Annotated in this window: 16 protein-coding genes; 5 read left to right on the forward strand and 11 right to left on the reverse strand. The window is 72.1% G+C overall.

What is annotated here, in order from left to right; all coding sequences use genetic code 11:
• Positions 1-12: 12 nt before the first annotated feature.
• Positions 13-1,146, forward strand: coding sequence for an Mrp/NBP35 family ATP-binding protein (locus DEJ48_RS13545; protein WP_150216359.1), 1,134 nt, complete (start codon positions 13-15; stop codon positions 1,144-1,146).
• A gap of 153 nt (positions 1,147-1,299) precedes the next feature.
• Here DEJ48_RS13545 and DEJ48_RS13550 read toward each other — a convergent pair whose 3' ends face one another.
• The 5 genes from DEJ48_RS13550 to sigE form a co-directional block, all read right to left on the reverse strand.
• Positions 1,300-1,968 carry a hypothetical protein gene (locus DEJ48_RS13550; RefSeq protein WP_190537377.1) on the reverse strand — a complete coding sequence of 223 codons (669 nt, stop codon included), beginning with the start codon at positions 1,966-1,968 and terminating at the stop codon, positions 1,300-1,302.
• A 120-nt stretch (positions 1,969-2,088) separates the two neighbouring features.
• Entirely contained in the window at positions 2,089-2,550 is a 462-nt protein-coding gene (locus DEJ48_RS13555; RefSeq protein ID WP_150216361.1) for a sec-independent translocase, read from the reverse strand.
• Between the two features lie 176 nt (positions 2,551-2,726).
• On the reverse strand, positions 2,727-4,730 hold the full coding sequence (locus tag DEJ48_RS13560; protein ID WP_150216362.1) for a S1C family serine protease: 2,004 nt from the start codon (positions 4,728-4,730) through the stop codon (positions 2,727-2,729).
• Positions 4,731-4,872: 142 nt separating this feature from the next.
• Positions 4,873-5,802 (reverse strand): zf-HC2 domain-containing protein, encoded by a 930-nt coding sequence (locus DEJ48_RS13565; RefSeq protein WP_223832469.1) that lies wholly within the window; start codon positions 5,800-5,802, stop codon positions 4,873-4,875.
• 77 nt (positions 5,803-5,879) lie between these two features.
• Entirely contained in the window at positions 5,880-6,653 is a 774-nt protein-coding gene (gene sigE / locus DEJ48_RS13570; protein ID WP_190329429.1) for an RNA polymerase sigma factor SigE, read from the reverse strand.
• Between the two features lie 153 nt (positions 6,654-6,806).
• Between sigE and DEJ48_RS13575 the strand changes: the two genes are divergently transcribed.
• Positions 6,807-7,505, forward strand: coding sequence for an O-methyltransferase (locus DEJ48_RS13575; RefSeq protein ID WP_150216364.1), 699 nt, complete (start codon positions 6,807-6,809; stop codon positions 7,503-7,505).
• A gap of 479 nt (positions 7,506-7,984) precedes the next feature.
• Here the strand turns inward: DEJ48_RS13575 and DEJ48_RS13580 are convergent, their stop codons facing one another.
• Positions 7,985-8,152, reverse strand: a complete 168-nt coding sequence (locus tag DEJ48_RS13580; protein WP_003966491.1) for a DUF3117 domain-containing protein — start codon at positions 8,150-8,152, stop codon at positions 7,985-7,987.
• Positions 8,140-8,421, reverse strand: coding sequence for a hypothetical protein (locus DEJ48_RS13585; RefSeq protein WP_150216365.1), 282 nt, complete (start codon positions 8,419-8,421; stop codon positions 8,140-8,142). Before DEJ48_RS13585 ends, DEJ48_RS13580 begins: the two co-directional genes overlap by 13 nt.
• Before the next feature lie 39 nt (positions 8,422-8,460).
• Here DEJ48_RS13585 and DEJ48_RS13590 point away from each other — a divergent pair, with 39 nt between their 5' ends.
• Positions 8,461-9,261 (forward strand): enoyl-CoA hydratase/isomerase family protein, encoded by an 801-nt coding sequence (locus tag DEJ48_RS13590; protein WP_150216366.1) that lies wholly within the window; start codon positions 8,461-8,463, stop codon positions 9,259-9,261.
• A gap of 12 nt (positions 9,262-9,273) precedes the next feature.
• Here DEJ48_RS13590 and DEJ48_RS13595 read toward each other — a convergent pair whose 3' ends face one another.
• Both DEJ48_RS13595 and DEJ48_RS13600 read right to left on the reverse strand, forming a co-directional pair.
• Complete coding sequence (locus DEJ48_RS13595) at positions 9,274-9,864, reverse strand: DNA-3-methyladenine glycosylase I (protein ID WP_150216367.1); 591 nt, start codon at positions 9,862-9,864, stop codon at positions 9,274-9,276.
• Positions 9,861-10,241, reverse strand: coding sequence for a DivIVA domain-containing protein (locus DEJ48_RS13600; RefSeq protein WP_150216368.1), 381 nt, complete (start codon positions 10,239-10,241; stop codon positions 9,861-9,863). Before DEJ48_RS13600 ends, DEJ48_RS13595 begins: the two co-directional genes overlap by 4 nt.
• Before the next feature lie 125 nt (positions 10,242-10,366).
• Between DEJ48_RS13600 and folP the strand changes: the two genes are divergently transcribed.
• Positions 10,367-11,227, forward strand: a complete 861-nt coding sequence (gene folP, locus DEJ48_RS13605) for a dihydropteroate synthase (RefSeq protein WP_150216369.1) — start codon at positions 10,367-10,369, stop codon at positions 11,225-11,227.
• Positions 11,228-11,320: 93 nt separating this feature from the next.
• Here the strand turns inward: folP and DEJ48_RS13610 are convergent, their stop codons facing one another.
• A complete protein-coding gene (locus DEJ48_RS13610) occupies positions 11,321-12,103 on the reverse strand; it encodes a TIGR00730 family Rossman fold protein (RefSeq protein WP_150216370.1) in 783 nt (260 codons plus the stop codon).
• Positions 12,104-12,191: 88 nt separating this feature from the next.
• Positions 12,192-13,271, reverse strand: coding sequence for a succinyl-diaminopimelate desuccinylase (gene dapE / locus DEJ48_RS13615; protein WP_150216371.1), 1,080 nt, complete (start codon positions 13,269-13,271; stop codon positions 12,192-12,194).
• A 61-nt stretch (positions 13,272-13,332) separates the two neighbouring features.
• Here dapE and DEJ48_RS13620 point away from each other — a divergent pair, with 61 nt between their 5' ends.
• Positions 13,333-14,244 carry a heavy metal transporter gene (locus DEJ48_RS13620; protein WP_190537380.1) on the forward strand — a complete coding sequence of 304 codons (912 nt, stop codon included), beginning with the start codon at positions 13,333-13,335 and terminating at the stop codon, positions 14,242-14,244.
• The last annotated feature ends 10 nt before the right edge of the window (positions 14,245-14,254 follow it).

Below are 14,254 nucleotides of genomic sequence, written 5' to 3' on the forward strand. Positions count from 1 at the left end.
ACTATCGGTCTCATGGCTACGGAAGACGCGGTGCGCGAGGCACTGGCGACGGTGAACGACCCCGAGATCCAACGACCCATCACCGAACTGGGGATGGTCAAATCGGTGGACATCTCCGCCGAAGGGGCGGTAGCGGTCACCGTGTACCTGACGGTCTCCGGCTGCCCCATGCGCGAGACCATCACCAAGAACGTGACCGACGCGGTCGCGGCGGTCGAGGGTGTCACGGACGTCACCGTGACCCTGGACGTGATGGGCGACGAGCAGCGCAAGGAGCTGGCGGCGGCGCTGCGCGGCGGCACCGCCGAGCGCGAGGTCCCCTTCGCCAAGCCCGGCTCGCTGACCCGGGTCTACGCGGTCGCGTCCGGCAAGGGCGGCGTCGGCAAGTCCTCGGTGACGGTGAACCTGGCGGCGGCGATGGCCGCCGACGGCCTGAAGGTCGGCGTCGTCGACGCCGACATCTACGGCCACTCGGTCCCCCGCATGCTGGGCGCCGACGGCAAGCCCACCCAGGTCGAGAACATGATCATGCCGCCGTCTGCGAACGGCGTGAAGGTCATCTCCATCGGCATGTTCACGCCGGGCAACGCGCCGGTCGTGTGGCGCGGCCCGATGCTGCACCGCGCGCTCCAGCAGTTCCTCGCGGACGTCTTCTGGGGCGACCTGGACGTGCTGCTCCTCGACCTGCCGCCGGGCACGGGCGACATCGCGATCTCGGTCGCGCAGCTCGTCCCGAACGCCGAGATCCTCGTCGTGACGACGCCTCAGCAGGCGGCGGCCGAGGTCGCCGAGCGCGCCGGCTCCATCGCCGTCCAGACCCACCAGAAGATCGTCGGCGTCGTCGAGAACATGTCGGGCCTGCCCTGCCCGCACTGCGGCGAGATGGTCGACGTGTTCGGCACGGGCGGCGGCCAGAAGGTCGCCGAGGGCCTCACGAAGACGACGGGCGCGACGGTGCCGGTCCTCGGCTCCATCCCGATCGACGTGCGGCTGCGCGAGGGCGGCGACGAGGGCAAGCCCGTCGTCCTGTCCGACCCGGACTCCCCCGCGGGCTCGGCGCTGCGCGCCATCGCGGGCAAGCTGGGCGGCCGCCAGCGCGGCCTGGCAGGCATGACCCTGGGCATCACGCCCCGCAACAAGTTCTAGGAGCGCCCCGCAGGGGGCCGCGGCAAGCCGCGCCCCGTAAGGGGCGCGGGGAGCTGCGCGACCGGCCACGACGATCCCGCGGACGAAGGTTGTACGGGAACGGGGGGCGCCGTCACTTCGACGACGCCCCCCGTTCCCGTTCGGCCCGCCGCCCTAGGCGTACGCCCCGATGTCCTGGATGACGGAGAAGCCCAGCCCGTACGCGCTCATGCCACGCCCGTACGCACCCAGGTGCACGCCCTCCTTCGTGGAGCCCGCGAGGATCCAGCCGTACTCGGACTCGCGGTAGTGGAACGGCGTCGGCACCCCGTCGACCGGCAGTGACAGCGACGACCAGTCGGAGCCCTCCAGGTCGTCGGCGAGGACCCAGGCGGTCTCCGTCTGCTGGTCCAGCCAGTCGTCGCGCAGGGTGTGGTCCATCTGGCCGGGCCAGGTGAAGTTCAGCAGGCCGACCCCGGCGAGCCACGCCGCCGAGGAGACCGACGTGGCCTCCAGGACACCCGTGCCGTCCGGGGTGCGCCGCACCGGGTTGGCCGCGACGGTCACCACGACCGCGAAACGCTCCTTGTCGCTGTTGCCGAGGGTGCCCTCGGCCAGGACCGACGGCTCGTCACCGTGTCCGATGGAACCGTGCTCCACGGCGCCGTCCGATGTCGCGCCGACCTGCATCAGCCAGCGCTGCCCCGTGAAGGCCTCGTCGAGGCCGTACCAGGGGAAGGGCGCCAGCAGGTAGCCGTCGACCGTGCGCCGGGCGGTCGACACCTCTGGTGCGGTGCCTTCCGCGGTCGGCGCCTGCGCGCCCACCCGACTTGTCGTCTCCATGTACCCGGCCGCCTCCTCGCTCTCGTCGGTCCGGAGCGGCCCGCCCCCCTCGGGCGTCCTCACGCCGGACAACAAGGCAGGATAGCCACACCTGTTGGCGGGGGCAGTTCAGGCGAGGGCTCAGGTGGCGTCCGCGTCGAACGGCGGACGGTCGTCGGAGACCTGCTTTGCGGGGTCCGCGGACTTCTTCTGCATGTCGACACGGGCTCCGCCGGACGAGGCAGCGGAGGCTCCGGAACCGGTGTCGGAGGAGTCGCTGTCGCGGCCGTGCACGGCGTCCGCGACCTCGTTCATCTCCTTCTTCAGGTCGAAGCCGTTGCGGATCTCCTTGAGCCCGAGCTCGTCGTTGTCGAGCTGCTTGCGGATGAACTTCTTGGGGTTCAGGTCCTCGAACTCGAAGTCCTTGAACTCGGGGCCCAGCTCGTCGCGGATGTCCGCTTTCGCGCTGTCGGAGAACTCGCGGATCTTGCGGATCGTGCGGGAGATGTCCTGGATGAGCTTCGGCAGCTTGTCCGGACCGAAGATGAGCACGGCGAGGACGACCAGCGTCACTATCTCGAGTGCGCCAATGTCATTGAACACCTAGAGCTCCTTGCGCGATGTCCGCGATGTCCTCAGCCCGCAGCAGGTCGTCGGCAACAGGTCGTCGTCCGGGTCGGACCGTGACCACGGTACCCGCCGCTCATGTCTGTCCGGTAGCCGCTGCACGACAACCCGGATCAGACGTGGCCAGTCCTTTACCCGGCCACCACCAGCACTCAGCCGCTGCTGGCCGATCCCAGCACCAGGGTCACCTCGCGGTCGTCGCCGTCGCGCTCGACGGTCAGCCTGAGGCGGTCCTTCGGACGGTGGGCGCGGACCTTGACGATCAGTTCGTCGCTGGAGTGCACGGCGCGGCCGTCGACCTCGGTGATGACGTCGCCCGGCTTCAGACCCGCCTCGTCGCCGGGGCCGTTCTCGTTGACCGACGAGCCGCCGTTCCTGCCCTTGTCGGCTATGCGCGCGCCGTCGCCGTTGAACTCCGTGTCGAGTGTGACGCCGATCACGGGGTGCGTCGCCTTGCCGAAGTTGATCAGCTCTTCGGCGACACGCTTGCCCTGGTTGATCGGGATGGCGAAGCCGAGGCCGATGGAACCCGCCTGGCCGCCGCCCGGCTCGGAGCTGTCGTCCGCGGAGCGTATGGCGCTGTTGATGCCGATGACGCGGGCCTTGGAGTCGACGAGGGGGCCGCCGGAGTTGCCGGGGTTGATCGGCGCGTCGGTCTGCAGGGCGTCCACGTACGAGATGTCGCTGCCGTCGCCCTTCTCGCCGCCCGCGGTGATGGGCCGCTCCTTGGCGCTGATGATCCCGGAGGTGACCGTGTTCTCCAGGTCGAAGGGGGCGCCGATGGCCACGACGGCGTCGCCCACCTGGACGTTCTCGGAGTTGCCGAGGGGCAGGGGCTTGAGGCCGCGGACACCGCTCACCTTGACGACCGCGAGGTCGTAGCCGGAGTCACGGCCGACGACCTCGGCCTTGGCGGTCTCGCCGCCGCTGAAGGTCACGGAGACCTCGCCGCCGGTGCCCGCGGGCTCCACGACGTGGTTGTTGGTGAGGATGTGGCCCTTGCCGTCGAGGACGAAGCCGGTGCCGGTGCCCTGGGCGGAGTCGCCGCTGACGTGCAGCGTCACGACGCCGGGCAGGGTTGCGGACGCGATGCCGGCGACACTGCCCTTGGGCCGGTCCGCGGACTCGGCGTCGGCCTGCCGCAGCTCGACGTCACCGGTCCCGTTGCGCTCCAGGTACGCACCGGTGGCGCCGCCGATGAGCCCCGAGAGCAGGGCGATGACGGCCACCCCGATGAACAGCACCCGCCGCCCCCGCTTCTCCCGCTTCTCCCGAGTCTCCGGAGGCAACGAGCCAACCTGCTGAAGCGGCACGTTCCAGGGGTCGTACGCCTGCCGAGGCGCCCCCTGACCACCTCCGGGCTGCCCCGGCACCGACATGGCCTGCGAGGCCCCGTGCGGGCCGGGCCCGGGGGTCCCGTGCGGGGGCGTGGCGCCGCCGTGGAGCGGCTGCGGCTGCTGAGGCAGATGCGGAGCAGGCCCCGGCGTGCCGTGCGGAGGGGTGGTGCCGCCGTGCGGCGGCTGCGGGAGCTGGGTGCCGTGCGCCGGCGTCGCCGCGGGGTGCTGCACGGGAGGCGCGGGCGCCCAGGGGCCCGGCTCGCCGTAGGGCGGAGTGCTGTACGGATCCGGGTCGTGCAGGGGCCGCGGCCGCTCCACGCCTCCGGGCTCCTGCGCGCCGGCCCCGGCGGCGGCGGACGCATACTCGCCGGGGACCGACGACCCGCCCGACACCTGCGGCTGCCCGCCAGGCTCGGTCCACGTCGCGGCGGCGCCCGACTGGGCGGAAACTTCACCGGAGCGGTCCTGCGCCGCCGGGGCACCCGGGGCCTGCGGACGGTCCGGCGTGAAGTCGGTGAGGGGCGACGGCTCAGCCGGATGCTGCACGCTCGACTGGGCGGGAGCCTCGCCGGACGAGCCCGGCGCCGCCGAAGAGCCCGGTACCGGCGCCTCGGTCGGCGGGAAGTCGGTGAGGGGGGACCGCTCGGTCGGCGGTGTGGTTCGGGCCTCGGTCGGCTGGGCCGGGGGCTCGGTGGCGCGGTCCGGGGGCGTCGGAGCGTCCGGCGGGGCGTCGGCGGGGTGCGTGGGCGCGGGCTCGTCCGGCGTGCCCGGCCGCGGGCGGCTCCACCAGTTCGCCTTCGTGGGCTTCCCGTCGTCCATGTTCTCCCCACAACTGGCCCGCGGCGGACGCCGTTTGCATGCTCAACCCCGCGACCGCCGAATCCCCGGCGGGCACGGCCCACCGAGGATTCAACCAGGTTCCCGCGCGGAAGCGCAGGGCACCGTCGCGTCAGCCGAAGCGTCAGTGGACCTGCGACGTGCCTTTCAGCGGTCCGGCGCCCGGAGCCACCGCGTCGACGCGCACCGGATCCGCGTCCCCGGGCATCACGGCATCCGACGCCCGCGGCAGCTTGATGCCGGGCAGGGCGGCGGTGTGACGGCCGGGCGGCGCCGGACGTATGAGAGGGGAGATGGCGGCGGCGCCCGCGAGCATGGGGGCCGTCAGCTCGTACACGGAATCGCGGGAGCGCAGGGGCTGCGTGGGCGCACCGGGCAGCAGCGGGCCCGTGACCTCCGTCGGCGCGACCGGCGCGTTCAGGGCACCGGGACGCTGGCCCTGCACCGAGAGCGGATTGCCGCCGCCGCGACGGCGCACGGAGTCGGGGGTGGCCGCGGTGCCGGAACCCTGACTGCGCTGCGGTGTCACATTGCTGCCGGAGCCACCCGCGCGGGTGTCGCCGCCCGAGTCGGTCGGGACGCCGACCGTGACGCCACCGAGCGCGATCGCCGCCATTGACACCGCACCGGCCGCCGCGAACGCGAACCGGCGCCCGCGCCAGGCCGGACGCTCCGCCTCGGCCCGCCGGGCGACCTCGTGGATGCGGAAGCCGCGCTGCTCGCTGGGCAGCACCGCGGCGTGGGCGCCCGCGGGCACGTACTCCACGAAGGGCTCCGTGCTCACGCCGAAGATCCCGTTCCGCGGGAGCCCCGCGGAGTCGGTCGCCCCGGTGGCGAAGCCGTCTTCGGCCCCGGGTCCTCCGGACGGCCCGGAACCGCCTCCTGGAAGACCTTGGAGGCGGGCGAGGAAACTCTCGGTGGGCGGCGGCGGGGCCGCCTGCGCGAAGACGTTCTTCAGGCGGCGCTGCGCGTCCGCCTCCGTCTTGCACATCGGACAGGTCGCCAGATGCGCGAGGACGCGCTCGCGCGCGTCATGGCCCAACTCGCCGTCCACAAGGGCGGCGAGCCGGTCCCCCAGATGCTGCTCGGCCTCGGCTACGTGCCGTTCGGCAGGATTCGACCGTGATCCACTCACGCGGTCGCGCCCCCTCCTCCCAGCGCCACGGCACCCGTGACCGCGAGCGAACGGCGCTCGGCGCGAGCCTCGGGAGACCGGTGCTGGAGAGCCTTGCGCAGCTGCGAGCGGCCCCGGTGGATACGGCTGCGGACCGTACCGAGCTTGACGCCGAGGGTGGCGGCGATCTCCTCGTACGAAAGGCCTTCGATGTCGCAGAGGACGACGGCCGCACGGAACTCGGGCGCGAGGGTGTCCAGCGCCTGCTGGACGTCCGCGTCGAAGTGCGTGTCGTTGAACACCTGCTGGGGCGACGGCTCGCGGCTCGGCAGCCGCTCCGCCGCGTCGTCGCCGAGTGCGTCGAACCGGATGCGCTGCTTGCGGCGCACCATGTCCAGGAAGAGGTTCGTGGTGATGCGGTGCAGCCAGCCCTCGAACGTGCCGGGGGTGTAGGTCGAGAGGGACCGGAAGACACGGACGAAGACCTCTTGGGTGAGGTCCTCGGCGTCGTGCTGATTGCCGGTCAGGCGGTACGCCAGGCGGTACACGCGGCCGCTGTGCGTGCTGACGATCTCCTCCCAGGTGGGCGGAGTCCACGCCTGCGATTCCGCGTCAGCGGCAAAGGTCGCGGTCTGAGCGGAGTCGTTGGCACGGATGCGGTCAGCGGTGTCGGTCACGGATTTCGGCTCACCCGCCAATCCGAGAAAGCGCCGGAGCACTCCTCCCCGATCCGCGGACGCAGCCGCACCTCCCCTGTCGGCTCTGGTGGTGTCCAGTGGAGCCCCTACCATAACCACCTCGCCCGTTAGCTCCGGATAAGCGTTTTTACGTGAATTTGGTACGGGCTTCGTGGCAGGTGTCCTGCCCCTGCGAGCCGCCCGCTTCAAGTCTTGATCCATCCGTTACCCCCGCTGTCCTCCCACCCCCTATAAACGCGCGGTCCCATCTGCGGGTTCCCGCCCCCAACGGATACAGTCACGGCCAGGCAACCACGGGGACAGGAGAGGGCCATTACCGGCAACCGGCAGACGGGATGGGCGTTCGCCGACGCCTTTGTCGCCGAGGACGAGGCGCTGCGCTGGGCCCGGGACCGGGCCCGGGAGGCAGGCCTGCCCTCGGTGTCCCCCGGCACCGGCGCCGCGCTGCGCATGCTCGCCGCCACGGCTGACGCGAAAGCGGTGGCCGAAATCGGTACGGGCACCGGAGTGTCGGGCATCCATCTGCTGCACGGCATGCGGCCCGACGGCGTGCTGACCACCGTCGACCCCGAGCCCGACCGCCAGCAGTTCGCCCGTCAGGCCTTCCGGGCGGCCGGCTTCGCGGGCAACCGGGCACGGTTCATCCCGGGCCGCGCCCTCGACGTCCTGCCGCGTCTCGCGGACGGCGGGTACGACCTCGTCTTCTGCGACGGCGACCGCCTGGAGTCCCTCGACTACCTCGCTGAATCGTTGCGCCTGCTGCGGCCCGGCGGGCTCGTCTGCTTCGAGGGCGTCTTCGCGGACGGCAGGACCGTCGACTCGGGACCGCAGCCGGTCGAGGTTCTGCACCTGCGCGATCTGCTGCGGACCGTGCGCGAGAGCCCGGATCTGGTGCCGTCGTTGCTGCCCGTTGGGGACGGGCTGCTCTGTGCCGTCAAGCGGTAGCGCTGCGCTGGCCTGAGCGGTCTTCCGTGGTTCCCCCCGTCCGTTGCCTGCGGGTCCGCCGTGGCCGGTCGCGCAGTTCCCCGCGCCCCTGGGTAGTCCTCGGCTCCGCCTCACCGGAGAGGCACCGGGGCCCACGGGCCGGTCGCTCCTTGCCTGCGGGTCCGCCGTGGCCGGTCGCGCAGTTCCCCGCGCCCCTGGGTGATCCTCGGCTCCGCCCACCGGAAAGGCACCGGGGGCCCGGGCCGGTCGCTCCTTGCCTGCGGGTCCGCTGTCGCCGGTCGCGCAGTTCCCCGCGCCCCTGGGAAGCCCGGGGTTCTGCCCACCAGCAGTTGCCCGCGGCCCTGGGAAACCCGGAGTTCTGCCCACCGAGTATCCGGGCCCGCCGGGAATCGCTCAGGCCCAGGGGCCCGGTACAAGCACTGCCCCGGCATCGTTTTACGATGCCGGGGCAGTGGAAAAGTATGGAGCGCGCTTCCGCGTCAGCCGACGACCTTCTTCAGGGCGTCGCCGAGCGCGTCGGCCTCGTCCGGAGTCAGTTCGACGACAAGTCGTCCGCCGCCTTCGAGCGGAACGCGCATGACGATGCCCCGCCCCTCCTTGGTCACCTCGAGCGGGCCGTCGCCCGTCCGCGGCTTCATGGCCGCCATGCTCGTTCCCCTTCCTGAAACCAGCTCATCGCAGCCGACAACCCAGGTGTCACCGGCATCGAACACATTGCTTCCAGGCCATTATCCCGCATGGCAGGACCCGATGACCAACATCGGTCGGCATCGCTTGGGCAACGCGCGCCCGCAAAACCACTCAATTCGGCGATGTGGCTGCGATACTTCGCCGCCCCATACGCCCCAGGGGCCCGGATTTCTTTGACGCAGGTCACATCGATGGCCTCATGCCGGACCCCGATGATCTCCGTCATGCTGAGCTCCTACGTACTGGACCAGCGGAGGGGGCCACCATGGCCGACAGCGTGCTCTACGAGGTGCACGACGGACTCGCGACGATCACGATCAACCGTCCCGAGGCGATGAACGCCATGAACACGGAGGCCAAGGTCGCCCTGCGGGAGGCCGCGCTCGCGGCCGCCGCCGACGAGGCGGTGCGCGCGGTGCTGCTCACCGCCGCGGGCCGTGCCTTCTGTGTGGGCCAGGACCTCAAGGAGCACATCGGCAACCTGGCCGCGGACCGCGAGGCGGGCACCGGGCAGACGATGAGCACGGTCCGTGAGCACTACAACCCCATCGTCCGGGCGCTGACCGGCATGCCGAAGCCGGTCGTGGCGGGCGTCAACGGCGTCGCCGCGGGAGCGGGCCTCGGCTTCGCGCTCGCCGCGGACTACCGCGTGGTCGCGGACACCGCCAAGTTCAACACCTCCTTCGCGGGTGTCGCGCTGACCGCCGACTCGGGCGTCTCCTGGACGCTGCCGCGCGTGATCGGCCCCGGCCGCGCCGCGGACCTGCTGCTGTTCCCGCGCAACATCGACGCGAGGGAGGCGTACGACCTGGGGATCGCCAACAAGATCGTCCCCGCGGCCGACCTCGCCACCGAGGCGGCACAGGTAGCCCGCGCCCTCGCCGACGGCCCGACGCTCGCCTACGCGGCGCTCAAGGAGTCCCTGGCCTACGCGGCGGGCCACTCCCTGGACGAGGCCCTCGACAAGGAGGACGAGCTGCAGGGCAGGGCGGGCGCGTCCGAGGACCACGCGATCGCCGTCCAGGCCTTCATCGCCAAGGAGAAGCCCAGGTACCTGGGCCGCTGAGCCGCGGGCCCGTCACGACGCCTCGCGGGCCACGCAGTCCGCGAGGTGGTCGTCGACCAGGCCGCAGGCCTGCATCAGCGCGTACGCCGTGGTGGGGCCGACGAAGCGGATGCCGCGCTTCTTGAGCGTCTTGGACAGGGCGGTGGACTCGTCGGTGATCGCGGGCACGTCGGCGAGGGTCCGCGGGACCTTCCGGGTCGCGGGGTCCGGCGCGAAGGACCAGATCAGGGAGTCCAGTTCGCCCTCGGGCCAGTCGGCGAGCACGCGCGCGTTGGCGAGGGTCGCGTCGATCTTGGCGCGGTTGCGGATGATCCCCGGGTCGGCGAGGAGCCGCTCGCGGTCCTCGTCGGTGAACTCCGCCACCGACGCGATCCTGAAGTCGGCGAAGGCGGCGCGGAAGCCCTCGCGGCGGCGCAGGATCGTGATCCAGGAGAGGCCCGACTGGAAGGCCTCCAGGCAGAGCCTCTCGTACAGCGCGTCGTCACCGCGGACCGGGCGGCCCCACTCCTCGTCGTGATACGTCACGTAGTCCTCGGTGGACAGGCCCCAGGGGCAGCGGAGCCCACCGTCCGGGCCCGCGACCGCGCCTCTCTCGTCGCTCACTGGTCGTCGCCCTTCGTGTCCTCGACCGCGTCCTTCTCGTGCCCCTTCAGGAGCGCGGGGCCCGCGACCGCGGTGGCCTGCGCGCCGGCCAGGGCGGCCTCCAGCTCGGCGATGCGGGCGTCCCGCTCGGCGAGCTCGGCGCCGAGACGGCCGAGCACGTCGTCGACCTCGCCCATGTGGTAGCCGCGCAGCGTCATCGGGAAGCGCACCAGGTCGACGTCGGCACGCCGCAGCGGGCGGTCCGGGGGGAGCGGATCGGTGAAGCGCTCGGGCGCGGCGTCGGGCAGCCCGCCGCTCTCCCCGCCGCCGATCACGGCGAGGGTCACCGCGCCGACCACCACGAGGAGGGCGATGACCAGGAACAAGAACAAGACCATCTCTTCAGGCCCTCACGCTCGACTGCCCGTGCTCAAACTGTCAGGGTCCGATCGTGCCACGTGGTTCTGACAGTTAAGGTCACAGGCGGCCGAACCGCGACTAGGACCCAGGAGGGCCACAGGGGATGCTCAGGCTTGGCAGGCGCGAGTTCGACGCGCACGAGCCGGTGATCATGGCGATCGTGAACCGGACCCCGGACTCCTTCTACGACCAGGGGGCCACGTTCCGCGACGAACCGGCGCTCGCCCGCGTGGAGCAGGCCGTGGCCGAGGGTGCCGCGATCATCGACATCGGCGGGGTCAAGGCGGGTCCCGGCGAGGAGGTGAGCGCCGAGGAGGAGGCGCGGCGCACGGTCGGTTTCGTCGCCGAGGTGCGCAGGCGGTTCCCCGATGTGGTGATCAGCGTCGACACCTGGCGGCACGACGTCGGCGAGGCGGTCTGCGAGGCGGGCGCCGACGTGCTCAACGACGCGTGGGGCGGCGTCGACCCGAAGCTCGCGGAGGTCGCCGCGCGGTTCGGGGCGGGCCTGGTCTGCACGCACGCGGGCGGCGCCGAGCCGCGGACGAGGCCGCACCGCGTCACGTACGACGACGTGATGGCGGACATCCTGCGGGTGACGGTCGGCCTGGCCGAGCGCGCGGTGGAGCTGGGTGTGCCCCGTGAGTCCGTGATGATCGACCCGGGGCACGACTTCGGCAAGAACACCCGCCACAGCCTGGAGGCGACCCGCCGCCTCGGCGAGATGACGGACACGGGCTGGCCCGTCCTGGTCTCCCTCTCCAACAAGGACTTCGTGGGCGAGACCCTCGACAAGCCGGTCAAGGAGCGCGTCCTCGGCACCCTCGCGACGACGGCGGTCTCGGCCTGGCTGGGCGCGCAGGTGTACCGCGTGCACGAGGTGGCGGAGACGAAGCAGGTGCTGGACATGGTGGCGACGATTGCGGGGCATCGGGCACCCGCCGTCGCACGGCGCGGATTGGCCTGAGGCTCGGGAAGAGGTCATGGTCGCCACCACTGCCGGTCACAGGCCCCCGGCGGTCGCCCGCCGAGGGCTTGCGCACCCCTCCTCCGAAGAGGGTTACTTCCCGACTTCCTTCGTCACCAAGGTGATCGCCTCTTCCACGTCGTCCGTGACGTGGAACAGGAGCAGGTCGGCCTCCGAGGCCTTGCCCTGGGCGATGACCGTGTTCTTCAGCCAGTCGACCAGGCCGCCCCAGTACTGCGAGCCGAAGAGGACGATCGGGAAGCGCGTCACCTTGCGGGTCTGGACGAGCGTGAGCGCTTCGAAGAGCTCGTCCAGCGTGCCGAGGCCGCCGGGCAGGACCACGAAGCCCTGCGCGTACTTCACGAACATCGTCTTGCGGACGAAGAAGTAGCGGAAGTTGACGCCGATGTCGACGTACGGGTTGAGGCCCTGCTCGAAGGGCAGCTCGATGCCGAGGCCGACCGACGTGCCCTTCGCCTCGACGGCGCCCTGGTTGGCGGCCTGCATGGCGCCGGGCCCGCCGCCCGTGATCACCGCGAAGCCCGCCTCGACGAGCGCCTTGCCGATCTCGACGCCCGCCTGGTACTCGGGCGTCCCCTCCCCCGTGCGCGCCGAGCCGAACACGCTGATCGCGGGCGGGAGTTCGGCGAGCGTGCCGAAGCCCTCGATGAACTCGGACTGGATGCGCAGGACTCTCCAGGGGTCCGTGTGGACCCATTCGGAGGGTCCGTCGGAGTCGAGGAGACGTTGATCGGTGGTGCCGGCCTGCACCTTGTCCCGCCGGCGCAGCACCGGACCGAGCCGCTGCTCCTCGGGGCGTTTCCTGGCACCGGTACCGCGGGCAGCGCTCTCGGCGCTGTTGTCGGGATGGCTCATCGTCTGCTCCCTCCATGCGTACGTGACTGCGTACGTGACTCACAGCGTAGATCCACGCGGGTTACCTCCGAGGGACCTCCACGCATCGCTACGACGTCAGCCAGGACCGCAGCCTCTCCTCCGCCACCGGAATCAGCGACGCCTGGACGCGCTCGTCGATCTTGTGCGCGAGCAGCGGGTCGCCGGGGCTGTAGTTCACCGCGGGCACGCCGAGCGCGCTGAAGCGGGAGACGTCCGTCCAGCCGAACTTGGGGCGCGCCTCGCCGCCGACGGCCGCCATGAACGCCGCGGCGGCCGGGTGGGTGAGGCCGGGGCGTGCCGCGCCCGTGTGGTCGTCGACGATGAACTCGTCGACGCCGCAGTCCGCGAAGTAGTCGCGTACGAAGGCGAGGGCCTCGTCCTCGCTGCGGTCGGGGGCGTAGCGGAAGTTGACGGTGACGGTGCACTCGTCGGGGATGACGTTCGTGGCGACGCCGCCCTCGATGCGGACGGCGTTGAGGCCCTCGTGGAACTGCAGGCCCTCCACGACCGGCTTGCGCGGCTCGTACGCGGCGAGCTTTCGGAGGATCGGGGTGGCCGCGTGGATCGCGTTGGAGCCCATCCACGCGCGCGCGGAGTGCGCCCGTACGCCCTTGGTCTTCAGCAGGACCCGCAGGGTGCCCTGGCAGCCGCCCTCGACCTGTCCGTCGGTGGGTTCGAGGAGGACGGCGAAGTCACCGGCCAGCCAGTCGGGGTGGGCCTCGGCGACGTGCCCGAGGCCGTTGAGGTGGGCGGCGACCTCTTCGTTGTCGTAGAAGACGAAGGTCAGGTCGCGGTTGGGCTCGGTCACCGTCTGCGCGATGCGCAGCTGGACGGCGACGCCCGACTTCATGTCGCAGGTGCCGCAGCCCCACAGGACGCCGTCCTCGTCGAGGCGCGAGGGCACGTTGTCCGCGATGGGCACGGTGTCGATGTGTCCGGCGAGGATGACCCGCTCCGCGCGGCCGAGGTTGGTGCGGGCCACCACGTTGTTGCCGTGCCGGTCGACCGTGAGGTGCGGCAGGGCGCGCAGGGCCGTCTCGATGGCGTCGGCGAGCGCCTTCTCCTCGCCGCTCGGGGACGGGAAATCGACCAGTCGCGCGGTGAGCTGCGCGGCGTCGAGCGTGAGGTCAAGCGGTGTGTGAGCCATGCCGTCGACCCTAAGCCAGCGGGCGCGCGGGGCTGTCGGTGGACTCCAGTACCTTGGACGCGTGCCTGAGCCCCCCACCCTCGTCCGGCGCGGCCGTCCCCTCCGTCACGGGGCCGCGGCCGCCGTGCTGCTCGCCGTCGTCGGCTATGTGGCGTTGCAGTACGTGTACGGGGGCAAGCCCGAGCCGCGGTGCACGGTGGTGTCGGGGAAGGGCGACGGCGCCTCGCACTCGTTCACGGCCGAGCAGGCGCAGAACGCGGCGACGGTCGCCGCGGCGGGCACCTCGCGCGGGATGCCGGAGCGCGCGGTGACCATCGCGCTCGCCACCGCTCTTCAGGAGTCGGGGCTGCGCAACATCAAGCACGGGGACCGGGACTCGCTCGGCCTGTTCCAGCAGCGCCCCTCGCAGGGCTGGGGCAACGAGCGGCAGATCATGGACCCGGCGTACTCGGCTGGCCGTTTCTACGAGCACCTGGCCGAGGTCCCCGGCTATTCGCGGCTGCCCCTCACGGTCGCCGCGCAGCGGGTGCAGCGCAGCGGCTTCCCGCAGGCGTACGCCAAGCACGAGCCGGACGCCGCGCTGCTCGCCGCCGCGCTCACGGGCCGCGCGCCCGCCGCGTTCAGCTGCGAGGGGCGCCCGGACACGGACCCCGGCGGCCCCGCGCAGGTGCGGGCCGCTCTGGCCCGCGACTTCGGCCGCGAGGTGCGCCCCGGCGCGGTCCGGGGGCGCACGGTGACGGTTCCCGTGCCGGCCCCCGTGGCGACCGACCGGGCCCCGCAGCGCGGCTGGGAGCTGGCGCACTGGGCCGTGGCGCACTCCTCGTCGCTGCACATCGAGCGGGTGGCGTACGGCGGGCGGGAGTGGCGGGCCACAGGCGCGGGGAAGTGGCGCGCGGCGGGCCGCGAGGCGAAGAAGGGCGGGACCGCGGGGGCGACGGCCGCCGGTGAGGTCCGGATCGTGACCGGGCAGTAGTGCGACGGGT

Source organism: Streptomyces venezuelae, from assembly GCF_008642315.1.
Taxonomy (GTDB): Bacteria; Actinomycetota; Actinomycetes; order Streptomycetales; family Streptomycetaceae; genus Streptomyces; species Streptomyces venezuelae_D.